The 25189-nt window shown below is 47.9% G+C and carries 17 protein-coding genes; all 17 read right to left on the bottom strand.

Annotation, left to right across the window (positions count from 1 at the left end):
- Positions 1–84 precede the first annotated feature (84 nt).
- Positions 85–408 carry a branched-chain amino acid transporter permease gene (locus tag I2G42_RS04515; RefSeq protein ID WP_195530780.1) on the bottom strand — a complete coding sequence of 108 codons (324 nt, stop codon included), beginning with the start codon at positions 406–408 and terminating at the stop codon, positions 85–87.
- Positions 363–941 (bottom strand): AzlC family ABC transporter permease, encoded by a 579-nt coding sequence (locus tag I2G42_RS04510; RefSeq protein ID WP_195530779.1) that lies wholly within the window; start codon positions 939–941, stop codon positions 363–365. The genes I2G42_RS04515 and I2G42_RS04510 overlap by 46 nt, the downstream gene beginning before the upstream one ends.
- Before the next feature lie 128 nt (positions 942–1069).
- On the bottom strand, positions 1070–2764 hold the full coding sequence (locus tag I2G42_RS04505; RefSeq protein ID WP_195530778.1) for an AAA family ATPase: 1695 nt from the start codon (positions 2762–2764) through the stop codon (positions 1070–1072).
- A gap of 67 nt (positions 2765–2831) precedes the next feature.
- The gene (locus I2G42_RS04500; RefSeq protein ID WP_117509973.1) at positions 2832–3350 is read right to left on the bottom strand and encodes a VanZ family protein; all 519 of its coding nucleotides are present in this window, start codon (positions 3348–3350) and stop codon (positions 2832–2834) included.
- Positions 3351–3743: 393 nt separating this feature from the next.
- Entirely contained in the window at positions 3744–5033 is a 1290-nt protein-coding gene (locus tag I2G42_RS04495) for a glycoside hydrolase family 125 protein (protein ID WP_118719958.1), read from the bottom strand.
- A 110-nt stretch (positions 5034–5143) separates the two neighbouring features.
- Positions 5144–6595, bottom strand: coding sequence for an ABC transporter substrate-binding protein (locus I2G42_RS04490; protein WP_117509974.1), 1452 nt, complete (start codon positions 6593–6595; stop codon positions 5144–5146).
- 95 nt (positions 6596–6690) lie between these two features.
- Positions 6691–7623, bottom strand: a complete 933-nt coding sequence (locus I2G42_RS04485) for a carbohydrate ABC transporter permease (RefSeq protein ID WP_055265506.1) — start codon at positions 7621–7623, stop codon at positions 6691–6693.
- 12 nt (positions 7624–7635) lie between these two features.
- Positions 7636–8523, bottom strand: coding sequence for an ABC transporter permease (locus tag I2G42_RS04480; RefSeq protein WP_055265684.1), 888 nt, complete (start codon positions 8521–8523; stop codon positions 7636–7638).
- Between the two features lie 55 nt (positions 8524–8578).
- The gene (locus I2G42_RS04475; protein ID WP_117761903.1) at positions 8579–9634 is read right to left on the bottom strand and encodes a LacI family DNA-binding transcriptional regulator; all 1056 of its coding nucleotides are present in this window, start codon (positions 9632–9634) and stop codon (positions 8579–8581) included.
- A 390-nt stretch (positions 9635–10024) separates the two neighbouring features.
- Complete coding sequence (locus I2G42_RS04470; RefSeq protein ID WP_055226584.1) at positions 10025–12421, bottom strand: glycoside hydrolase family 38 N-terminal domain-containing protein; 2397 nt, start codon at positions 12419–12421, stop codon at positions 10025–10027.
- 50 nt (positions 12422–12471) lie between these two features.
- Positions 12472–14253: a class I mannose-6-phosphate isomerase gene (locus tag I2G42_RS04465; RefSeq protein WP_055226582.1), complete on the bottom strand. Its 1782-nt coding sequence runs from the start codon at positions 14251–14253 to the stop codon at positions 12472–12474.
- Between the two features lie 145 nt (positions 14254–14398).
- Positions 14399–15115 (bottom strand): GntR family transcriptional regulator, encoded by a 717-nt coding sequence (locus tag I2G42_RS04460; protein WP_055219308.1) that lies wholly within the window; start codon positions 15113–15115, stop codon positions 14399–14401.
- Between the two features lie 68 nt (positions 15116–15183).
- Positions 15184–16071 carry an ROK family protein gene (locus I2G42_RS04455; RefSeq protein ID WP_055226882.1) on the bottom strand — a complete coding sequence of 296 codons (888 nt, stop codon included), beginning with the start codon at positions 16069–16071 and terminating at the stop codon, positions 15184–15186.
- A gap of 275 nt (positions 16072–16346) precedes the next feature.
- Positions 16347–16913, bottom strand: a complete 567-nt coding sequence (locus I2G42_RS04450; protein ID WP_055219074.1) for a hypothetical protein — start codon at positions 16911–16913, stop codon at positions 16347–16349.
- 118 nt (positions 16914–17031) lie between these two features.
- Positions 17032–17733, bottom strand: coding sequence for an ATP-binding protein (locus tag I2G42_RS04445; RefSeq protein WP_055219072.1), 702 nt, complete (start codon positions 17731–17733; stop codon positions 17032–17034).
- A gap of 107 nt (positions 17734–17840) precedes the next feature.
- On the bottom strand, positions 17841–21527 hold the full coding sequence (gene addA / locus I2G42_RS04440; RefSeq protein WP_055219304.1) for a helicase-exonuclease AddAB subunit AddA: 3687 nt from the start codon (positions 21525–21527) through the stop codon (positions 17841–17843).
- 80 nt (positions 21528–21607) lie between these two features.
- On the bottom strand, positions 21608–25174 hold the full coding sequence (locus I2G42_RS04435; RefSeq protein ID WP_195530777.1) for a PD-(D/E)XK nuclease family protein: 3567 nt from the start codon (positions 25172–25174) through the stop codon (positions 21608–21610).
- Between the last annotated feature and the right edge of the window lie 15 nt (positions 25175–25189).

Below are 25189 nucleotides of genomic sequence, written 5' to 3'. Positions count from 1 at the left end.
CCAATCCTTCTAATGCATATAGAGAATAGAAAAACGGTGCAGTTCTGAATTTCTGCCATGAATTCAGAACTGCACCGTTTCTTTTTAAAAGAGACGCAGAAGCATCATATACGAAATGGTTCCAAGAAGGATGGAGACGAGGGTCTGGTGTTTCCATTTGTAGGTGATAAAAACGACCGCTGCTGCGAGCAGTTTCGGTACTGCGGCAGAGATACCGCCGGTGGGAATATCTTTCATACAGTAAATGATCAGTACCGCCATGATGGCAGACGGCAGTGCCCGGCCGAGTCGTTCGAGTGATGCGGGCATTTTACGGCTGCCGGAAACTGCAAGAAACGGGAGTGCACGGAGTCCGAAGGTGATCAGAGCGGAGACAGCGCCAGCGTGTGCTTCTCTGCTTTTTCCCATTGGTCAATGAAAATAACGAAAAACAGGGCTGTCATACAGAAATCAAGGCCCGTCAGGTCAAATGGAATGATCTGGCCTAAAATGCCGCCGAGAACCGAACCAACTATCCAATAGCAGCGGCTGAACAGAGCGACGAGGAACATGGTGTCCTCTTTTTCTTTTTTCGGAAGATCTAAGGTACAGTTTACGGCGTATGTCTCATCGGTCATCGTGTGAATCATGTACAGCTTGCGGCGCCCCATCTGTTTGAATTCCTTCAGGAAGGTAATGCTGTAAAAACTCTGGCGGCTGTTCATCAGAAGTGCAGTGAGCGCAATGGTGATGAGGGAAGCGCCGCTAGAAAGAAACGTAATCAGAACGAACTGGAACGCGCCCGTATAGACCGTCAGACTTACCAGCAGTGAATCATACCAGGGAAAGCCGGCGGATGCCATCATCATGCCGTAGGCCATGCTGACGAAAACGTAGCTGCAGAAAATCGGGATGGATTTTACGAAAGCAGTTTTTAAGGTAGTGGAAGAAAATCGTTTCATAGATAAAATATCCTCACGTAAAAATAAATTTTAAAAATTAAATTTATCATACTATCTATATCATAGTGAGTCAATAGGAATACCATTTTACGCCAAAAGAAACGGATGACCTTCATCACCCGTTTCTCTCATTCTGCTCCAATCAACACATTCTTCCCCGCAAATGCAAACCCATAATGCCGGATCCTTTCCTGCGGCACGCCAAGGGCCACCAGTTCTGCGTCGTATTTTTTATCCACGATCTGTTTTAAAGCCTCCTGCACCGCATCTTCCAGTGTCTCCTTTTTTACCCGGCTGCAGACTTTAAATTCAATAATAATCGCCGGATCTTTTTCTCTATTCTTCGGAATCATCATCACATCATACCGTCCAAATCCACTTTCCCGATTCGACCGGATCTGATAACACTCTGCGCGTTCTGCCATCAGTCCCAGGACGAAGCCATGATAGAATCGTTCCGGCTCCAGGCTTTCATTTGTTTCCCCGCCGACATCAAAATGGCTGAAGGTCGCAAGGGACACTTTATTCATATAATAATTCATCGCTTCCAGATCGCCCTGCATCAGTGCTTTCACAAAGCTGCTGTACCCAGCTTCCGATGCTTCAAACCATCCGCTGAACATATCATCAAACATGCTCACCGTTTCCAGATTGGTGATACGGAGCTGATACCACGGCTTCAAAGTAATTCCGCGATACTCCACCTCTTCCGCTTTCAGATAACCGCTCGCGAGCAGCAGACTCCAGATTACATTTTCATTGTAATCCAGCTGTTCAAACACCATCTGCTCATCAAAGTTCACCGTGACTGCCTGTCCGTTCAGTAGATCTTCCATATACTCTTTGATTTCCGGCGAGGCGGTGCGGATCAGCTTTCCCACCAGACCGTTCGAACTCGTATCTGCCCAGTACGGGCGCAATTTCTTTTCTTTTAAATAATTGGTAATCGACCATGGATTGTAGATATCGCGGTGTCCGCCGAAGATAAATCCATCATACCACTGCTTCACAACATCCTTTTTGTCTCCCATTCCGAACTCGTCCAGAGATGCAAAAACTTCCTTTTCGGTAAATCCAAAACAGTCCGCATACAGATCCGATGTCGTCGTCACCACACGCAGATTATTTAAGTCAGAAAAAATACTTTCTTTCGAAACCCTCGTGATTCCGGTCATCATCGCACGTTCCAGATAAGGATTCGTTTTAAACGTCGCATTAAACAGACTCCGCACAAACGTTGTAAATTCCGCCCAGTAGCCATGGACATACGCTTCCTGCATCGGCGTGTCGTACTCATCCAACAGAATAATCACTCTTCTGCCGTAATACCGCGCCAGATACATACTCATATTATTGAGTGCCGCTGCGGCCTCCGCATCACCCATATGCAGATTGACCTCGTTGTATGCTTTCTTCTCATTTCCGCTCAGCAGATCCCCATCCAGAAGATAACGGTTTTCTTCATACACTCTCGCAATCTGCTGTTTGATCTGAATTTTTGCTTCCGAAAGCTGATCTGCTTTCACGGCTGCAAAACTCAAAAAGATCACCGGATACTTTCCCTGCAGTTCCCGATATTTTTCTTCTTTCCAAACGCCAAGTCCTTCAAACAGATCGCCCCGGGCGGCATATTTATTAGAGAAAAAGCAGTCCAGCATACTCATATTCAGTGTCTTGCCAAAGCGGCGGGGGCGGGTGATCAAGGTGATTTCATCTCCGTTTTCCCACCAGTCCTTGATGAAGTGAGATTTATCCACAAAGAAATAATGGTTTTCCCTTAAGGATGCAAAATTCTGTTTTCCTATACTGATTACTTTTTCCATCCATCACACCTGCTTTCGGAATTTGTCCTTTTCTCGATTATACACTATCCTTTCCTGAATTCCAATCTTAAAACATCCTATTCGCCGCAAACGTAAAAAACAATAACGCCAGAAACAGCACTTCCAGCACCGCTCCCAGAATGGTAATGATCTTTCCCGTCTTCTCTTTCCAGATTTTTTTCATCCCCAGATACAATAGAATTCCGATCACCGCGCCAAGCGTATTATCGATCACATCCGTAATATCACTCGCGCCGATCGCAAAAATATACTGCGTCACCTCAAAAAACAGGCTCAGTCCCGATGCAAGGAGAATGCGGTTCTGGATTTCGCTGTCCGGATAGAAGGCTGAGATGCAGAGGCCGAACGGCAGAAAGACCAGCATATTTTCGATAATTTCACTAATCTGCACTTTCCCGTTCACCACAACCGACGCCGCATATGGAATCAGATTAATCCCCCGCAGGTGCGGAATTTCTTCCGGGCGCAAGGCGAATTTGAATAAAATGCACCAGGCAAGCAGCGCCAGGTAAATGCCGAATACCACAAGTAATGCTTTTGATTTTTTCTCGTTTTTCCAGGTCATGTTCTTTCCTCTCTCATCTTCACTTGATAAGAGGATTCTACCAAAACATTCTTAGGATTCCGCTTCTTCTTTTCCAAAGAAATCCCAATAAATTTCCTAAGATTTTCTGATGCTCAGATTCTTTTACATTTCTTCGTCATGCCAATTTATTATATCTTTCATATCAATTATATCTTTTACATATCACAAAAAAACTGTGTATAATACCCCGTGTGCAGAGAAATGAATCAAAATGAAAATCCCATGTTCCCCTGGGACAGCAGTATTCTCCCCACTGCTGTCCCTCCTTTCAGGGAAACTGTTACTGACAGTTTTCTTTGGTGTAGACGAAAAGAGGAGGCTGTGCAGCGACCACAGCCTCCTCTTTTCTATCTTTTTCGTTTTTCTTTTTGTTTATTTCTTAATCTCATACCCGCAATACTGCATCACCAGCTCGCAGAACATCGCATTCGCCCAGGAGAACCACTCTCTGGTGTAAACGGTCGGATCATCTACGAAAACACCCTCGTGCATCAGTCCTGTACCCCCGTCGGTTGCCATCAGTTCGTGGATCATCTGATGTTTCTCCTCCTTTGTCGGTGCGGTCAGTCCCTCGATGGCTTTGGAGATGTGCCATACGTAGCGAACCGGTGTGTGCGGGCTTCCGATACCGGAAAGCTTCGTTCCTGCATAATAGAACGGGTTTGCCTCGCTTAAGATCAGCTTTCTTGTGTTGTCAGCCACTTCCTGGCTTTCCGGCTCGTAGCCGAGATAGCTCATAGCCAGAAGACTCGGTACATTGGCATCGTCCATCAGATTATACTGGCCAAAGCCGTCTACCTCGTAAGCATAAACATCGCCAAGTCCCCAGATATGGGTGGTACCGTAAGTCTCAATGGCCTGTTTTACGGTCTTTGCCATCTCTTCTGCTTTCTTCGCAATTTCCTCTTTTCCGCCGACGAAATCTGCGATCTCCTTCAGATAATTCAGAACGACAACCGCAAACATGTTGGACGGAATCAGATAACCGTAACGGCAGGAATCATCGCTTGGACGGAAGCCGGACCAGATCAGGCCGATGCCGGATTTTACCTGCGCACCTTTTCCATCGCGGGAAAGCGTATCGGTGTAGGAGCAGTTTTTACGGATGAAGCTGTACGGGGATTTCTCCTCGTGGTTCATTTCAGTCTCAAATACAGTCAGGATTTTGTCAACACCTTCCCAGAAAACCTCGTCAAACTGATCCGTTCTTCCGGTGTTCTTCCAGAACAGATAGGAGAACTGCAGCGGATAGCAGAGAGAATCGATCTCATACTTTCTCTCCCAGATCCACGGTCCCATATCGGTCTCGTCCTTCTCCCAGCAGTTGCCGTTCGGTCCTTCGTTGAATGCGTTTGCGTATGGATCGATGTTGATGCACATAAACTGGCGGCGGATGAGGCCTGCGATCAGGTCAGCCAGCTCCGGGTCGTTCTGCGCCGGAACAAGGTACGGGCGCAGCTGTGCTACCGAGTCACGCAGCCACATTGCCGGGATATCTCCGGTGATGACGTAGGTGCTGCCGTCCTCCATTTTCTTTACGGTTGTGTCGAGGGTATTGGAGTAGCATCGCTCAAACATATCAACGATTTCCGGCTCGTCTTTCAGTTTTTCTCTCAGGCTTAAAATCAGCTCCTGAACGGACTTTGGTAATGTCTCTTTCATTCTTTTTTCATCCTTTCGCTCAATTTTTTCATTTCCCGTTATCCTGCAACAGGGCATCTCCGTAATCGAAAATGCCCTGTTGTAGTTCTTATAAAGTTAATGTATCAAACTTATTTCTGTGCGTCAATCTGTTTCTGAGCTTCCTCGCGGATGGTCTCCCAGCCTGCTGTCTCAAGCTCAGCATCGATGGTTTTTACAAGCTCTCTTGGATCCTGTGCGCCGGTGAATAACTCAGAATAGTATTTTTCATATACGGCACGGCAGTTTGCAAGCTCTGTTTCGATGTTGGAGGTATCCAGGTTGAATCCAAGCATCTCAGACGGAGTTGCTTTCTCGTTCAGCTCTTCTACTTCATCCCACTGGTTGAAGTCAACATCGTCTGTCTGAGTTACGTTGAAGAAAGTACCCTGGGTATATCCGGCCATACCCCAGTCAGTGGTCAGGCGGTGTACCTTATTGTCATCGGTGTACTCGAAGTCTTTTCCTTCTGCTCCATAGTAGAACCAGTCACGTACTTTGGAATCCGTATTTACCAGGTTCAGAAGCTGAAGTGCTTTGTCCGGGTGCTTGCATCCGGAGTAAATACCATTGATGGAACCACGTACAGTTGTGTTGGAAACGACTGTGTTGCCATACTGTACTGCTGAACAATTGGCGATACCATTGTTCGGACCCCATGTTGTTTTTGCAGCGCCGCTCCATCCCTGTGCAACAAAGAACATTGCGTATTTGCTGGAATCATCTGCTGTCGGAGCGTCTCCGTTGATGATGCCCTCCTGATACATTTTACGAACGATATCCAGGTTGGAAAGGATTTCTTCGTCATCCAGCGGATTGACAACGGTCTTGCTGTCATCGCCGTATTTAACGCCGATTGCCGGAAGTCCGGAGCTTAAATCATCGTAGTTCAGGTTCAGCAGGAAGTTTGCACCATTTTTGGACATGAAGTACGGAGATCCGCCTTCGCCCTCTTTTACTGTCTTCAGAGCATCGTACAGAGTATTGAAATCTGTTACAGAATTTACATCAATGTTATATTTGTCTGCAATATCCTGATCCCATACAAAGTACTCGGAAAGGGAGCTGTCTTTGTAGGTCGGTACGCCGTAGATTTTTCCATTTACTTCTACTGCTTTCCAGTAATCTTCCGGAATCATGTCATACAGCTCGGAAGCGTTGTCTTTGAGCAGATCTGTAATGTCCATCAGTGCGCCGGTGTTCACCTCAGAAGAGTAACGGTTCTGGTCGGTGAACAGGATATCGAAATACTCGCCGGAGTTTGTGATAACGCTTCTTCTGTTATCCCAGTCACCCCACGGAACGATTTCCATGTCTACATTAACGCCGATTTTCTCCTCCAGATATGGGTTGATCTGTGCAAGCCACTCATCATAATCCTTCGGCATTCCGTTACCAACCTGAATCCATTTCAGTGTAACAACTTCATCTTTTGCATCACTCTTTGAAGAGCTGCTGCTTCCGTTGCTGCTTCCGCAGCCTGCCAGCATGCCACCGGCCATAACAGCAGAAAGTGCAAGAGCTAAAAACTGTTTCTTTTTCATTGTAGCATCCTCCTGATATAAAATATAGAATGTTGAAATTATCCTTAACCGAAGCCTTTTGCTTCAGTATGAGATCCATAAAGGTAAATGGTCGATCAGCCTTTTACCGCACCGACCGTCAGACCGGAAATGAAGTATTTCTGGAAGAACGGATAGCAGCATGCGATCGGGATGATGATGATGATTGCCATCGCCATACGGGCGCCCTCTTTTGGCATCGAGTTCATGTACTGTGCCGTGGTAACGCCAAGAGACGGGTTGTTTGCCATCATCTCAATATTTCTCTGTACGTGATCCAGCAGAGCCTGCAGGGAATACAGCTTGGTATCGCTGATGTACAGGGAAGACTGGAACCAGTCGTTCCAGTAACCGAAGGTGAGGAACAGGGCGATCGTTGCCATCAGCGGTTTCGACAGCGGCAGGGCGATCTTTCCGAAAATCTGGAACTGGGTTGCTCCGTCGATCTGTGCCGACTCAATGATGGATTCCGGAATGTTGGTCTTGAAGAACGTTTTACAGATAACAACGTTGAACGAAGAAACACAAAGCGGAAGGATCAGCGCCCAGATACTGTTTTTCAGGTTGAGGAACTGTGTGTTAACTACATAAGAAGAAATCATACCACCATTGAAGATCATTGGAATAAAAACGACCATGGTGAAGAATCCGTTCAGTTTGTAGGTGCTTCTGGAAAGAACGTAACCCATCAGCATCGTAAGGGCAACTCCGATTACCGTACCGATAACCGTTACCGCAACGGAAACGCCAAGTGCAGTCACAATCATCTGTCCTTCCCGAAGAAGGAATTTGTAGGAATCCAGCGAGTATGCACTCGGGATAAACTGGTAGCCATTCATCTTGATCGAATGCTCGGAAGAAATCGAGATCATGAAGATGAATACCACCGGGATAATGCAGGCCAGGGCAAGGATCACAAAAATAACATTGAAAATTGCATTTGTAGATCCCTGGATCTGATTTAAATGTGAAGAGGAAGCCAGATCAAGATCTTTTTTCTTTTTTGCCATTTTTGTACCTCCTTAAATAATCGCGCTGTCTTCATCAATCTTCTTCACAATGGCATTGGCAAGAAGGATGGTGATGCAGCATGCAACAGACTGGAAGAATGTTGCCGCAGAAGTCATTCCGATCGGAGTGGAAGACTGCAGTGCGTTGTATACATATGTGTCGATAGTTGCTGTCGTTTTGAAGATCGAACCGCTTGCTCCCTGAGAAAGCTGGAAGAACAGTCCGAAGTCGGAGTAGAAGACCTTTCCGACATTCAGGATGAACATCATGATGATGACACTCTTTAAGCAAGGCAGGGTAATGTGCCATACCTGCTGTCTCTTATTGGCGCCGTCCATAACGGCTGCCTCGTACAGTGTGGTATCAATACCGGAAATGCTGGACAGGTAGATAACCATGTTGTATCCGGTAGATTTCCACAGATACATGAAGATCAGGATAAATGGCCATACACCGGCACTCATGTACCACTGAATCGGTTCCTTGCCTGCATTTCTCATTATACTGTTGATCAGACCGTTGTCCTGGTTCAGGAATGCATCCAGGAAGTAGGAAGCTACAACCCATGACATGAAATATGGGAAGAACATCATCGTCTGATATACCTTCGACGCTCTTTTGTTGTGCAGCAGGCTGATCATGATAGCCAGTCCTACGGAAAATACCATACCAAGAACGATAAATGCAAGGTTATACAGGATTGTGTTTCTCAGGATGACGAACAGGTCGTTGGATCTGATCAGGAACGAAAAGTTTTTGAAGCCGGCCCAGTCACTGTGGAGCAGGTTATAAATGAAACTCTTTCCGCCGGTGATTTTGTAATTCTTGAACGCAATGATCAGACCGAACATAGGCAGGAAGCAGAACAGAATATACCAGATGGTGGTCGGCAGCGCCATGACGGTCAGCTCCGTGTCATTCTTGGTCCAGCGTCCTTTTTTCTTTTTGCTTGGTTTACTCAAGATTTTTTCCTCCTTCTCCCGATTGCTCGGGCTTATCACTTGATCCGTTTATCTTACAAACGGAATCCCGGTAAATAATCTTTCCGGGAATGCGGTATACCTCGCCGCTCTTTTTCTGCGGTTCATTCATATGTTTGATCATACGTTTTGCCGCAAGACGTGCAATCGCGTCGGTGTCAACCGCAACCGTGGTGAGCGACGGACTGCACAGTTGTGCATAAATGGAATCATCAAAACCGGTCACGGAAACATCCTCCGGTACGCAGATTCCACGCTCTTTTAATGCCTGCACTAATTTGAATGCGGTGGCATCGCAGTTACAGACAAATGCGGTGGGCAGCTTCTCCGGTAGCAAAAGCGGAATGGCAATGCCTTCCTCGCTTCGGTCCGGGATTCTCCACTCATTTTTCGGGGAAATTCCCTCCTCCAGCATTCTCCGCAGATATCCGAGATATCGGTCGGAAATACTGGTTGTACTTCCTACGGTTCCGACAAATCCGATGTCTGTGTGGCCCTGCTGGATCAGGTAATTGGTCAGCTCATAGGAGCTGTAAATATTCTCGGTGATGACGGAATCGGATTTGTGGGTTCGATCGTAGATGTCCACATACACCTTCGGGAGATCAATCTGTGCAATCTGCTCCCGGACACCCTTATCGAGAATACCAAGAAAGATCAGGCCGTCGAACAGCCCTCTGGTCTGTATCGTGTTCATGTCCGACGGGAGTGTTGCTGTTGTCGGAGAAATCATGATACTCGAACAGGATGCTCTCTGCAGCTCGTAGATGATCCGCTCGTACATTGCCATATAAAATTTTCCTTCGTCTCCGGAGCTGAACCGCGGACTCATGATGATACCGACTTTTTTGCTCTTCCGTTTTCCGTAGTCCGGAAGGACATAACCGGATTCTCTCGCAAGCGCAAAAATCTTTTCTTTCAGTTCTTCTCCCACGCCGTCTTTTCCGTTCAGCGCCTTGGAAACTGTTACTTTACTGATGCCCAGCTTATCTGCCAGGTCCTGCATGGATACTGATTTTCTCTCTGCCATGTTACCAACAGCCCCTCTATTTGTTTCTTAACTTGTGTTTAGATGTTAACATCTTTTAGAAAGATTGTCAATAGCCTTTTCGTTATTTTGTATATTAAAATTCTTATTTTCCAGTCCTAATTTGTATAGATCGAGGAGTATTCTTCTGTTTCTTTTGATTTTTTAGACAGAAAATCTGTGTTCTTGTGTTAAGTCACATAACATCTTAATATTAACGCAGTACTTTTTCGCCTGTTTTCATTTTTAACGAAAAAGCAGCGGAAAGTCTGACTTTTTCGTCTAATTGTCATACTCCCCGCTGTCTTTTTTCATCTTCTGCTGTTTTTCATACTACCGCCAGACAGCCATGGCCTCATTGCCTGACACCGCCGTAAAACCGCGGAACAATGATTACCCGCAAATAAAGGTAACCACACCCTTGTCATTATCTGACAGGCTTTCCATATCTTTCTCTGCGGTTCCCTGCTCCACAATCTCCACTCCATAACGGAACTCACTGAATCCGGACAGGTCCATCTTGAAGTTTGTTTCCCATGTGTTATTCATAATCCAGCTGTAAACCGGCCGTTTATTATTCTCCTCTTTGTTATCGCACAGAAGGATTGGGTGGGATTCCATCTCCCCCATGTAAAGTAACGGTGTGTCAAAAGTATTAACCAGAATCGTCTGATCTTTTGTCCGGTAAACGAGCCCTTCATCCGCAATATAGTATTCCATATTGGTGCCAGGAAGCTGATCAATACCAGGGCGCATGGTAACACCTCCGTTCTGGATCATCACTTCCGCATCCGGAAGATTTAACGATAACGGAAGGTACAGGCTTTCGATATCCTCGCTTAATGTTTTGGCTACCCGGTAAGAAAACTCAATTTTCGGAAGATGACGGTACATTTTGATCACAACACTGCTGTGATACGTTCCCTCCAGGGTAAAGATCAGTTCTACTTTGGTAAACACCGGTCCGTGATCCAGAATTTTCACATCCGTAAGGTCACCCTGATACTGCTCTGCGTGAAGTCCGCGGATATTTCTTCCGATCAGACTGCGTTCCGCATAAACACCCTTCCGTATTTCGGTGCGTTCATAAACCGGCGTGAAGAACGTTTCCAGACCGGATTTGCACATTTCAACCTCTGCTTTTTTATTGTAGAAGGAGGTAATGCCCTCTCCGACTTTCCATTTGATCTGAAAGAAATCGTTTTCCAGACCGTAAGGCAGTTTGTAACTTTCCGGATCGTACGTGTTCACAATATCGCGCACCCGCTCTGCGCCTACCCAGGCAGTTCTGGTGAACAGGGTCTGGGACAGAGCCGGCTGCTCTTCGTACGTGAACGTTTTCTCTTCCATCGGCTCAAATTCTGCCAGAAAACTTATCAGGACTCCGCGCGGATGAGCAGACAGCTGCACCTCCATCTCCTGTTTTGTTTTGTCATCGGTTACTTTAACTGCAAAAAGACTTAAAGTTTCTACGTAAAATTCTACCGGAAATACTCTCTTTTGATGGCTTGTGGAGACCGCTTTCACTTTGCCGGACAGATTGTAATACCGCAGGATATCACCCAGTTTATGGCACTGTTCATTTTTACGCATTGCCGCGGCCTCATGTGCCTTGGAAGCATAGCTGCTTTTTCGCATATCCAGATTTGTTACCATGGTATCATACGGATTGGTTACCGTAGCAGAATGACCCCAGGTGTGCTCTGCATACAAAAGAGAATTGTCGCCATATGCCTGAATCATTTCTTTGTTATGTACCCCTGTTTTTTCTTCCAGTCGGTCGCAGATATGGTTCAGTCGTACGGCTTCTTTGTAATGTTTTACCGCATATGGTGTACTTCCAACGCCATTGCCCCACCAGTCATTGAGGGCACCCCGATACACTGGTGCATCCTGCACTTTATCCCGGATCTTGTCATACAATTCCTGAAGCGTCACCATATGCATGGTGACTTCTTCGCCATATTTTTCATTAAACAGCGCAACCGTATCTGCAATGGCCGGGTTGATCGGCGCATTATCCGAAAAAACGCCGGAAACACTGGTGATATAGAAATCGTACGGATAACCGTTTTCTTTATATTCCTTTATGCTCGCAGCCAGATTCGTGTGCAGATTTTCCAGAAGTCCTGTCACATCACCATTCTTTTTGCCGAAGTAATTTTCTGTCATAAAGTTAACATTTTTATTCAGGACGATGCCGAGGGCATTTCCCAGGTTATAATGCTCACCATTCCATACCAGCAGACGCTGTCCGTTCTCATTTTCCCAGAAATACGGTTTCTGGTTCTGATACAGCGGATACATGCCGTGATGGGTATGGATATTGGTATACAAAAATTCTACTCCGTTTTCGATCAGGGCATCGCGCTGTCCCATGGAGATACCATTAATATCTGCAATCATGGCTGTTTTGATCTGGATTCCTTTTTCGCCGCAGATTTCCTGCATCGTATGGATTTTTTCTTTCAGATATTTGCAGTCGGCAAGATCATTAAAGTTCAGATAATTGGCAGACAGACCGATGTTTCCTTTTTTTACCAGATCGAAAAACTTTTCTTTTTCTTCCTCCGTTGCCATTTTGAAAAACTGCTCCACGCAGTACCATGTCTCACAGTTCCATTTCAGATCTTTCTGGGTTGTGTTGTTTTTGATTCCATTTTCAATCAGTTCGACCGCCCTGCGGATGTTGTTTGCCTGATTGTAGATAACCTGCTCCTGCAGATCGGTGTATCCCACGTCAGTGTGGGAATGATGTACGATGTAGACTTCTCTGATTTTGTGTGTCATGATAATTTCTCCTTTTCCTGTTCTATGTTGCTCAAAATTTTTATCTCTCTTTACCCCACAGATGCTACCAGCATTTTAATCATTTCGCCCTCTTCCGGTACAATCCGGTATGTTCCGACCGCTGCAGGAACGATGGCGGTTTCTGCGTAATGTACCGTGAACGGTGCAAAGCTGCCATCCATGCTCTCGATGCGGGCACTTCGTCCCTCCACGAGATTCATCACATGAACCGTGTCATCCATCGAGACGGTGTGCGGCCCGGAAAGTGTATAGCGGATTGTGTCGATAAATTCGCGGCTGTGCAGTCCGGTGCGCTCTACTTCACAGTTTTCTGTTTTTTCCATCGTTCTGGTCTGGCCGACGATATTGTCGTACACCCATTTGGTATCACGGTTCCACTGAATATTTTTCATACCGTGGTCGAGGTGGATCGGACGCGGCAGTCCATCCATGCCAAGGCGGCCCCAATCCCATAGTTTGAAGGTAAAGATATACGGTGTCGCACTGATCTCCAGCACCATCGTGTTTTTTCCGGAGCAGTGCACCGTTCCTGCCGGGATCAGCACATGATCGTGTTTTTTGACCGGAATTTTGTTGACATATTTTTCAGCTGGGAAAAGTTCTTCTCCTTTTTCTGCTGCACGAAGTTCCCGCCCCATCTCTTTTTTATCCACGCCTTCTTTGAGACCGAGGTATACATACGTTTCCTCGTCTTCATCGGCATCCAGAAGATAGTAGCTCTCATCCTGCGTATATGGCATGCCGAATTTTTCATAGATATATTCGGTCAGCGGATGTACCTGCAGGGAAAGGTTCTGACCGCCCATCGTATCCAGCAGGTCAAAACGGATCGGGAATTCTGCGCCGAACCGGCCGTGGACTCTTTCACCCAGCAGTTCATGCGGCGCATAGAAGACAAGATCCTGTGCCGGTACTTTTAAGACTTTTCCGCCGATTTCCAGATTCAGGCTGTTTTCCTCCGGAACTCCGTCAAAGCTCCACGCGAAATTTTCCTTCGATGCATCCAGACCAAAGTTTTCCTTCATCCACTGACCGCCCCATACGCCAGGGTCGAAATACGGCTCCATACGAAATGGCTGTCTGGCAAGCTGCTGCAGTGCGCCTCGGAAGGCATTTCCCGTTGTAAGAACCGGTGCATTTTCTTTCTCCGTATCCAGAAGATACGTGAATTTTTCATACCGCTCTTTTTTATAGCGGTCCGCCAGACGCCATTCAATGAAAAATCCCCGTTTATATTTCGTCAGGATCGGATCATTATAATTGGTACTGTGCCAGTTTGGCATGCCGCTCCGGTAGCGGAGCTGAACTTCCCAGCGGGTCAGATCACAGTAAACAAGAACATCTGCTTCGGCCAGAAGCTCTGTCGCTGTACCAACGATCACGATCAGACCACCGTTTGTATCTTTTTCTTCCATACATTCTGTCTCAATTGCTTTTTTCATGGTTTCCAGCTTTTCGCTCTCAAACCAGGTATCTATTGCTTTATGACACATGATACCGAAAACACGGTCATCGGTGATGTAATCGTTAAATTCTCTTAACAACGTTTCTTCGTCTTTGGCACAGTCTTCGATATCAAAAATCCGGTCCGGCTGCAGCGCATTGGCCAGTTCCATTATTTCTTCTTTTCGTACACCCGGGTACAGATCAAAGGAAAGAATACAGGTTTTCTTTTCTTTCTGTTTTTCCTGAACCGCCCGTTTTAATTCTTCGATGATCTCCTTTTTTTCATCCCAGATTTCATTTTCGTATCCTGTGATCTTCATTTGCGGATGTAATTCGTAGTTTCCATATTTCTTTTTTAAATTCATTTAGATTCTTTTCCTTTTCTTAATTTTTCTTCCATCCATTGGGTTGTTTCCTGCGCCGATCAGACCTATCATCTTTGTTTCAACGCTTTCGCATCTGGCGGATTTCGCACTTCTGTCCGGTTTCGTTTTTTTACATGTCATATGTTTACAGTTCCACCGTGTACTTATAACGATTTCCCGGATAATAGCAGATCGAATATTCAAAAACCTCGCCGCCCTTCCGAAATGTCTGCCGTGTCCGGATAAAAATAGGCATCTGCGCATCAATTTTCAGTGCTTTCTGCACCTCTTCCGATGGAAGTGCCGCCTCAAGCGTATCCCGGCCGGATTCAATATAGATTCCATGCTCCTCCCACAGATACTGATACAGCGATTCCATGTATGGCTCCGGCTCTGTTGGCAGTTCGCAGATTTTTTTCAGATACGTAATGGTATAGACCATGGGTTTTCCCACAGCATTCCTCACACGTTTCAGGCAATAACATGGCTCCGTCAATGGAATCTGCAGACTTCTTGCTACTGTTTCCCCGGGACTGATCAGTTCCATCTTGCAGTATGTTGTCTGCATTTCGATATGATGCTTTTTCATTTCTTCCGTGAAGCTGATGACACCTTCCATCTGCTCTTCGACTTTCTCGTAGACAACATCTGTTCCGATGCCGCGCCGTGCACGGGCGTAACCGCTCTGTACCAGATTCGTCATCGCCTGGCGTACTGTCACACGCGAAAGCTCGTACTTTTCCATCAGCTCTTTTTCTGTTGGCAGAAAATCTCCTTTTTTGTACGTGCCGCATTCGATCTGCTGTTTCAGAATCTGTTCCAGCTGCGCATACAGCGGCGGTGCTCCCGGATTTCTATCCATTTTTGCAGTTTCTCCTTCTTCTTTTCTCTCCATAGCATTGTATTTTTGTTTCTGAAAATATTTTTGCTCTATTGTGTTTTTTCAGGAAACTGTGACAACAGGCCTTCCATGGCACGGCCGGATGTTTCCGTTTCTATCTGAATCCGAATCTTTCTTTTCTCGCACTCTCTTTCCAGTTCTTTTCCAAACCAGGAAAAACTTTTTGCAATCTGTCCGCCCAGAAGCAGCAGATCCGGCTGATATTCCTCCAGCACAGGAAGAAGGCCAGCCGCCACATCTGCTCCAAATCTTCTCCAGACTTCTTCTGCCTCCATGTTTCCCGCTTTTACCAGACCATACAATTCTTTTCCACTCCACACTTTTCCTGTCACAGCCAGGCTAATCTGCTCCAGCCCGCGCACAGAAAGATAATCGTCCAAAATGGAATCTCCAAACGGCTGTTGATAAATCCATCCATTTTCCGGCACACCTTTTCCTGTTTTCACCGTTTTCCCGTTTTCTATAAAAGCCGACCCGGCGCCGGTTCCGATGCAGACGCACAGAATTTTATCTACATCACGACAGTTTCCGTACCAGCTTTCTCCCAGTGCAAATGCTTCAATGTCATGTAAAAACAAAAATCGTGCTGATCCAAGTTCCGGCACGCGCGCCTTGATTTCTCTTTCCAGTGGAATCCCGTAAATGGCATCGTACTTATTCAGTCCCTGCATCCGGCTGATTCCATTTTCATAATCAAACGGACCCGGAATCGCCATCCCAACTCCGACAACACTTCCGTCTGCTTCTCTCATCAGTTCCCGGCAGATCTTTGCAAAATTGTCCAGAATCTTCTCTGTGCTCTTCTGCGCCTGTGCTGGAAATTTCCGGATTTTCGTTCTTACTCCATTTCTGTCCGACACACTTCCTTTGATTTCCGTTCCGCCAACATCCAGAAGGATATATTTTTTCTTCTCCATCCCGCTTCCGTCCCTTTTCATCTTTTCCCTGTATTCTTTCTGTTTATATGCCACTAGGATCTCATTTCTTTGTATTGGTTCTCCTGCCACCTTGTTATAATGTTATAACCTATTCATTTTTCTGTTGCAAGCGCCTGTCTGCAATTTTGTCTGCTTTTGCAAAACTTTGTGAAAACGCGATAATACGTTTTATGCACTTGGCGCAGAACGCAAAAAATCCCCTGTTTCCGGGGTTTTTTATACACTCCGGACAGAGGATTTTTCTTATTTTCTACTTATTTTAATACATTTTCCAATTTAACAAAAAGGTTATTCATCTCCTGCGCCACACTCTGCAGACTCTTTTCCCCGACATAGTTTCCAATCGCAAACAATGCCTTATACAAAAAATTAACCGCCCCCTGCAATTCTTCGTTTTGCTCTTTTGTTTCTTTCCGAAGCTGCTGCAGTTTTTCTGCCATCGGAAACAATTCCGCAAGAATCTGCTCTTTTCGTGCCCGGTCCGACGGTTCATCTGTCTCCATTTCTTCGAGATCATAGTTATCTGTTCTGCCGCATTTCCCCTTGCACACTGCGCAATCCGGATTCAGACGGTTCTTTTCTGCCTCCACGCGTACAATCCAGGATTTCCCCTCTTCTTCCCTCAGCTCTTTTTCCGGATTTGCCGCACAAATTCCGCCAAGCAGAATCTCATGCGTGGCTTTGTCCGGGCGGTGACCATTGCTGTCACCGCTGGAAAACTCCTGCGATTCACCTTTTGCTGCTTCTCCTCTTCCATCTACCGACCGGGCCAGACCGATCAGCGCACCAAGAAGCTCCTTTTGTATCTTCGTCATACTCATTTTTCTAATACCTCTTACCGAGCTTTTCATTTTTTTCGTCTTACATATTCCACAAAGCAGAATGTACCAATTGTAAAAATACTTTTAAGGGCACACGCTAATTACTATATCTGATTTTCTACAAAATTTCCCCCTTCGTAGAAATCACCACGGTTTTCACCGGAATCTTCTTTCCACTCTCTTTCAGTGCCATCTTCACGGCACGCTCCATTCCTGCGCAGCACGGAACCTCCATGCGTGCAACCGTGATACTCTTAATATCATTGCACATAAAAATCCGCGCAAGTTTCTCGGAATAATCGATATCGTCAAGTTTTGTACAGCCTACGAGAACGACATGATCCCGAATAAAATCCTGGTGGAAGTTTCCATACGCATACGCTGTACAATCCGCCGCAACGAGAAGGTCTGCTCCTGCAAACATCGAAGCCCGCTCCTGCACCAGCTTGATCTGCACCGGCCACTGGCGGAGCCGGGACGGAACTGCTGCAGAATTTTCCTGCGCATCTGCACGGTCAATCGCCCAGCTGTTTTCACCTGCTTTTCCTGCTCCGGTATTCTCCTGTCCGGCCGCCTCTTTTGCCTTCCGCTGGTTCTCTTTTACCGCCTCCTCATCATACGGCAGCGCCTCCCGCTCCACAAACGAAATCGCATCTGCCGGACAGACCGGCAGGCAGTCACCGAATCCGTCGCAGTAGTCATCCCGGATCAGCTTTGCCTTCCCGTCAACCATCGCAATCGCACTTTCATGACAGGCATGCGCACAAAGCCCGCATCCTGTACATCTGTCTTCCTCTATCTGAACAATTTTTCGAATCATCGCTGAATCTCCTTTTTTCTCTTTATTTCTCAATACCTGTTTGTTTCTCAACTATGATATCATACTTTATCCCTGTTTTGACAGTTGTTTTTTCTAGTAGTTTTTTCCTACAATACCAACTCTTCATCCAGTGCCAGCGAATAAATAATTTTCTCTTTCACTTTCTTCCCTGTCGTCCGCTCCAGTGCCTGCTGGTAGTAGGCGAGCTGTTTTTCATACCGCTTTTTCAGCTCCCCGGCTTCTTTCACACGGTCCGTTTTGTAGTCCACAAGAACAATCTCATCCCCCTCCGGGAACCATGCATCAATGATTCCCTGCACGAGAATGGTTTCGTCTTCCGGATAGGACGGATCTGCCTCACTTGCCGGAACGGACATCACAAACGGCTGCTCCCGTTTCAGGGTTTCATTCAAAAAGGCATTCCGCATCCGCATTCCAACCGGACTTTTTGCGAAAGCGAGGATCGATTTGAAATAAATGCATTCCGCTGCTTCTTTCGTCATCTTTCCTTCTGCAATCAGTTCCTCCGTCTGTGCCATCAGCTCTGTGATGCTGTACGCTCTGCGGTAATCGAGACATTCCAGCAGGCGGTGGTACGCCGTTCCGCGGTCAGAGCCCGTCAGAGCCGCAACATGATCCTTTTTCAGAAAGCCCGGCACAATTGGTACGAGTTCTTCCTGCGCAAACAGCTCTTTTCCGATCTCGGATTCCTCCATCCCGGCCTTCTTCAGCTGTGAAACGGTAACCTTTACCGGAATCTGTTTTTCCTTCTCATACGGATACTGGTAGGCAAACCGCTCCTCCACAAGTTCCTTCAGCGCTGCTTCTCTCGGCGGCTGCTTCGGAATTTCCATGATTTTCTGCTCATTCACCGCGCGCTCCATCTGATGCAGCACCTCTCCCTCAACAAGTCCTGCCGGTGATACAAGGCGGATCGTTACCGGAATTTTCTCTGCATACAGCGGATTGTCCACATTCCCTGCCAGACCGAATTGTTCATACAGCCCGTCGAAACACCGGTTTCTCGAAAATGCCGGCAAAATCCAGTCGAGATACCCGGATGCACTGCTCAATGTCTGATACGACAGCAGCTCCTCCTGCCGCCCCGCATGTGCCGCGCACTGCTTCACGCGGCTCTCCAGCTTCGACGCCATGCCCGTCATAATCAGCTTCTCCTTCGGGCGCGTCATGGCAACGTAAAGCACCCGCAGCTCCTCCGCCAGATTTTCCAGCTTCATGCTCTGCCGGATGATCTGCCGCGGCAGTGTCGCCTGACGGACGCGGTGCTCCGGATCGATCGCATCCGCGCCGATACCCATGCGGGAATGGAGTACAAGCGCCGCACGGCTGTCCATCTGGTTAAACGATTTGCCCATGCCCGAGAGGAACACAACCGGGAATTCCAGTCCTTTACTCTTGTGAATACTCATGATACGCACCGTGTCTGCGCTCTCCCCGTAAATATTCACCTCGCCGAAATCGACTTCATACTTCTGAAGCTGCTCGATATAACGGATAAAGTTGAACAGTCCACGGTAACTCGTCGCCTCAAATTCCACCGCCTTTTCCACCAGCATCTCCAGATTTGCCCGCCGCTGCACACCACCCGGCATTGCAGATGCATAGCCGCCGTAGCCCGTCTCCTCGAGAATCTGTGTGATCAGCTCATGGATCGGCGTATACGGCACGCGGCTTCGCAGCGTTTCGAGCTGTGCAAGGAACCTCCTCAGCTTCTCCCGGAGTGCTTCATCATCCCCCATCGCCGCATATTTTCCACATGCCTCGTAAATTTTCACATCTTTATCCACACAACGCACCGCCGCAAGCTCCGTGTCTGTGCATCCGCAGATGGGGGAACGCAGAATGGCCGTAAATGGAATCTCCTGACATGGATTATCACACAGGTGCAGATAATTCAGCACCGTAACAATTTCCTGCGTGGAAAAGTACCCTGTTTTTGATGTACTGTAAGCCGGAATTCCAGCCGCCTGGAGCACACGCGAAAACGTCTCCGACCAGCCGCTGACCGCACGGAGTAAAATGACGATATCCCGGTACTGGATTTTCCGGTATTCCCCGGTCTCCTTATCCACAACTTCCTCATTTCCAACCATTTCCCGGATGCGCGCCGCAACGGCAGCCGCCTCCGTTTCCATCTTCGTCTCGCGGGATTTATCATCTTCCAGCTCCGGCGCCTGGTCGTCCAGCAGCAGAAGCTCCGTTTCGTATGCCCTCTGCCACGGATCCATATTTCCTTCTTCTTTTTTCGGGAACACCGCACCCGCATGAAGGCTCGCCGCCTCATCATACGCAATGCCGCCAAGCTCCGGACTCATGAGCTTACGGAACACATAGTTCGCCCCTGCAAGCACCTCCGGCCGGCTTCGAAAGTTTTTATCGAGATCAATCCTCTGCTGGCTTTCTCCGTCTTTTTGATACGTGCGATATTTTTCCAGAAACAGCTCCGGCCGCGCCAGACGAAATCCGTAGATACTCTGCTTGATATCGCCGACCATAAACCGGTTCCACCTGCCGTCCTCCTCACCGGACACCGCAGAGAGCAGTGCCTCCTGGATAAAGTTGCTGTCCTGGTACTCATCGATCATAATTTCCCGGAATTGCTCCGACAGCTCCCGCGCCGCATCGGTCCGCACCAGGCAGCCGTCTTTTTGCTGCACGAGAATTTCAAGCGCAAAGTGTTCCAGATCGGCATAATCAAGAATATTTTTGCTCCGTTTTTTCTCCGCAAACGCTTTTGCAAACTGCTCCGTCAGATCAATCAGCACCCCGATGGGCTCCCGGCAGTCGGCAATCTCCTCCGCAATCGCAGCGCTGTCCTTCTCAAAGAACTGCTCTTTTAACTTCTGCAGCTCCTTTTTACATGCATCGCGCTCCGCCTTTACCTGATCTTTCAGCGTTTCACTCACATCGTCTGCCTTTTTCCGCGAAAGTGCTTTAAACTTCATTCCGGCCATCGCGCGCACCAGTTCATCAAACGATTCTGTTTCCAGCAGTTCTTCCACCATCTGCTGGTCAGAAGCCAGCGCCTCATCATATAAATACGGTCCTCCAGAGCTTACTGCTGTTTTCCGGTTTTCCTGAATCCCTTCCAGAATACTCGAGAGCCGCTTTTTCGCCTCGCTCATCAGCTCCTGTACCCAGATACTCTCCTGCACTGCTTCCGGTGAATCCATCTGGTACGCCGCCCGGCACTCTTCGAGCCACTGCTCCGGCCATGGATAGCTCATGGAAAACTCATACAGTTTCAGCACAAGTGCATCGAGCCCGTCATCCTGCTTTCCCGCCGCGTAGCTCTCCACAAACCGTGTAAATGCAGACTCCTTTTCCGTAAAGCGTTCTTCCATGACCTTCTGGATCACATCGCTTTTCATCAGACGGATCTCCCCTTCATCCGCCATGCGGTACACCGGATCGAGATCGATCATCTGAAAGTAATTTTTTATCACATAGGAACAGAAACCGTGAATTGTGCTGATCTGCGCATGGTGAAGCAGGGTCTGCTGCCGCTGTAAATGCTCATTTTCCGGGTTTTCCGCAAGGCTCTGCTGCAGAGCGCGGCCGATTCTCTCTTTCATTTCTCCTGCCGCCGCACGCGTAAAGGTTACGACGAGAAGCTGGTCAATGTCGATTGGATGCACAGGGTCTTTCACCATTGCAAGGATCCGCTCTACCAGAACCGCCGTCTTTCCGGAACCCGCCGCCGCGCTGACCAGAAGATTCCGGTCTCTCGCATCAATGACTTTCTGCTGTTCCGCTGTCCATTTTACTGCCATGTTCTTTCCCTCTTCTTTCTGGCTGATTTTCTTTCCCTCACTTGGAAAAAATGCACCATATTTCACTTTTTCAAAAGCAGTCACTCTTTTTGATCTCTTTGTGCTGTCTCCTGCATTACCTTCATCAGCAGTTCTGTATCCATGCCCTTTAATTTACGGTATTCATATCCCTGAATTTTCTGATCGAATCCGCAGATTCCCTGATATTCGCAATATGCGCATGCCGTTGCTCCATCCCGCTGAAACGGCGAAATTTTTACATTTCCCGAGAAAATGCCCTCGCCGATCTCACGTACCTTCTTTCTGGTGTATGTCCGAATCACATTAAACTGCTCCGACGATGCCACTTTCGAATAGCCCGTGTAGCTTCCATCCTTCTTCTTTCCAACCGGAATCACATCCGACGTCGTTCCATCCGCGAGTACTCGGTCGAGAAGCTCCACCACCTTCCGATCTGCATTTACAAGGCCATCCATCCGCAGTGCTTTCAGCATCCGTCTGCCCCACGCCTCATCGGTCTCATCTTCTTCTTGGTCGATGATCGGATCATCAATATGATAATAAAATACCCCCGCAGGCTCCACCAGCTTACCTGGATGCTTTTTCTGCTCCAGCTCCACCGCCGCATCCAGATAAACCGCCAGCTGCAGCTGTAACCCATAATAGAGCGCCACCAGGTCAAGCGATGTATTTCCCGTCTTGTAATCGATAATTTTCACATAGACCTTATCGTCCGTCTCACAGAGATCCACGCGGTCAATCCGTCCGCGCAGGCGCATCTTCTCATGCTCCGACAGATCAATATTAATCGCCGACAAGGAGTCCTCCATGGAGAACGAAACCTCAAATTCACCCGGCTCAAATTCTCCCTGCCGAATCTGCTGCTGCAGCGCCCACACCGTCCGTTTCAGAATCCGCTTTACGCAGATGATGCGATACTGATTCCGGCTTGAGCTCTGGAAAATCGTGTTTCCGTAATCTGCCATCGTCTCCTCGACGCACTCCTCGATCAGGCGGTCACGGGTATCATCCCCGACAGTCTTCCATGTCTCGCCATTTTCCTGCAGTTTTTTTGAAAACTTTTCGAGTGCTTCATGCATAACCGTTCCCATATCGACCGCTTTCAGCTCATACTGATCCCGCTCGCGGATCTGAAGTCCGAACTCCATAAAGTGGGCAAACGCACATGCCGCATACTTTTCCAGCCGTGTCGCACTGTTTTTCAAAGTGTCCCCGTACAGCGCCGATGCCGCACTCCTTCCGATCACACCGTCCGCACAGCGCAGAAAAGCCGCTTTCCGATATGTCTCCGCCGGAATCCCCGCCTCCGGATGTGCCGCATACCAGCGGTAAAGCTCTTCAAACAGCGGATTCATCTCGCCCTCTGCCGCCTTTCCAAGCTCCTCCAGAAACAGTGCCTCCCCGGAACGCGGCATTTCCAGTTTTTCCTCCGGATTTTCCTCTTTTTCGATATCCCGCACCGGGATCTCCGGGAAGAGTTTTCGGATTTCGTTAATCAGATACGACGGATTCTGCGCCTCGCCGGACGCGCCCGCTTTCGCAAAGGAAAGGTACAGCCGCTCCGATGGTTTTGTCAGATTTCGGTAGAGATGGAATTTCTGCTGATACATCGTCTCCCGCGCCGTCGGGGAGAGTTTTGCATCCGCGCGCTCCAGCTCCTCGCGGTCATACTCCGAAAGAATACCGCCTCCCGCGTCGTGACGCGGAATCAGCCCGTCGTTCACACCGACGAAAAACAACACACGGATATCCTTCAGACGTGATCTCTCATTGTCACCGATCAGTACCTGGTCCGCGGTCGGCGGAATAATGCCAACAGAAGCCTCTGCAAAGCCAGCCTCCAGAATCTCCTGATACTCTGCCAACGTCATTTTTTCATCGCCAAGCACCTCGACAATCTTGTCTAGCAGTTCCATAACGATGCCATAAATCTGGCTGTATTCTTTTGCAAATGCCTCCTGACCCTGCTGTTCAAACTGACACCGTCGCTCTTCGAGCTTTTCCTGTACCTGATTCTGAACGACAAGCGCATACAATGCCTCCGTCCGTTCCCGCACCGTGGCATCTTTTTTCTTCATCTGTTCCGCAAACGGCTGAACCTCCTCATAGAATTTTTCCCGAAGAAGATTGCGCTGCGGCACTTCATCCGGTTTGATGCTGCGATACCCCCTCGTCCACGTTTCCGCATACGCTTTTAGTCCGCGGATTCCAAGCGCGAGTACATAATTTTCCATCGCATCTGTCTCCGCACGGTTCAGACTCGAGAGACCGCAACGCAGATAACGGAAGACGCTCTCGTAGGAAAAGCTCTGTACCACCATCTCGATCGCCGCGCGCAGAAATTCCACGAACGGATTCATCAGCACAGAATGCTTTTCGTCCACAAAGTACGGAATGCCGCATTTTTCAAAAATTTCCCGCGCATATGTGCCATAAATAGAAAGATCTCCGGTCAGAACGGCAAAATCCTGGTACCGCATCTTCTCCTCACGCACCATGCGCCGGATCAGGCGCACCGTTTCCTCGAGCTCCGCACGTGGAGATGGCGCTACACTAATGTAAATACCCTGCTGTTTCAGATTTTGTCCGGACTCCAAATGCTCCTTTTTCGTTTTCTGTGCATTTTCCAGCGTGCTTGGCCCAATTTCTTTTTTGTTCTTTCCATTTGTTCCTGCCCCTGCTTTTGACTCTGCTCTTTTTCCTGCCTCTGTTCCGACAATCCTTCTTATTCCATATCGAAACAGGTTCTGTTCCAACTGATCCATCATGCTTCCCGACTGAAAACGGCCATATCCCGAGCGTCTGACCCAGATTTCCGGCTCCACTGGGCACCCTGCTTCGTCTGCCGCTTTCATAAGCTGTTGAATCAGCTGGCGGCTCATCGCAAAGAGCTGGTGCGGGATCGCCTTTTTATACGGATCCTCCCGCTCATCCATAATAATCGTCACATAGACCTTTTCACAAAGCCGGAACAGTTTTCCAAGCACACCGATCTGTACTGGCGTAAATCCGGTAAATCCGTCCACCAGTACCTCACTGTTTCGAATGAGTGATGATTCTTCCAGCTTTCCCGCCAGAACTTCCAGCACATCCTCCGCCGTCACGTAGCGATTTTCCAGATATTCTTCAAATGCACGGTAGATTACCCCGGTGTCCTTCAGCTTTGCTGCCAGCAGCTTTTTCTCTCCCGTCTCCTCCGCCCACGTATCAAGCTCGGACGGCGCAATCTGATACTGCTTCAGCTCGGAAATCAACGATTTCATCTGCGAAACTGCGCCGGTTCTCTTTAACGTACTTCCAAGAATCGTCAGCTCCTTTTTCTTCTCCTGTGCAACGCGTTTTACCACAAGACTCTTTCCCGTTTCTTCGAGCACCGGGTACAGACTGCCTCCGGTCTCCTCAAAAATACGGTAAGCCAGACGCTGGAAGCTCAAGATATCAACATTTAAAATACCGCCCGCCGGATGCAGTGACACAAGCTCTTTCTGCGTCTGCATTGTAAACTGCTCCGGCACAATGATCAGATAAGTTTTCTCCGGGTGGCGCATCGCTTCCGCCAGAATTTTCTGATACGCATATCTCGACTTTCCAGCTCCCGAATTTCCCATAATAAACTGCAGACTCATGTTTCGCTCCTCCTG

The sequence above is a fragment of the Fusicatenibacter saccharivorans genome, assembly GCF_015557635.1.
GTDB lineage: Bacteria > Bacillota > Clostridia > Lachnospirales > Lachnospiraceae > Fusicatenibacter > Fusicatenibacter saccharivorans.
Note: the sequence above shows the minus strand (reverse complement) of the source record. Positions and strands in the feature narration are given on the sequence as shown.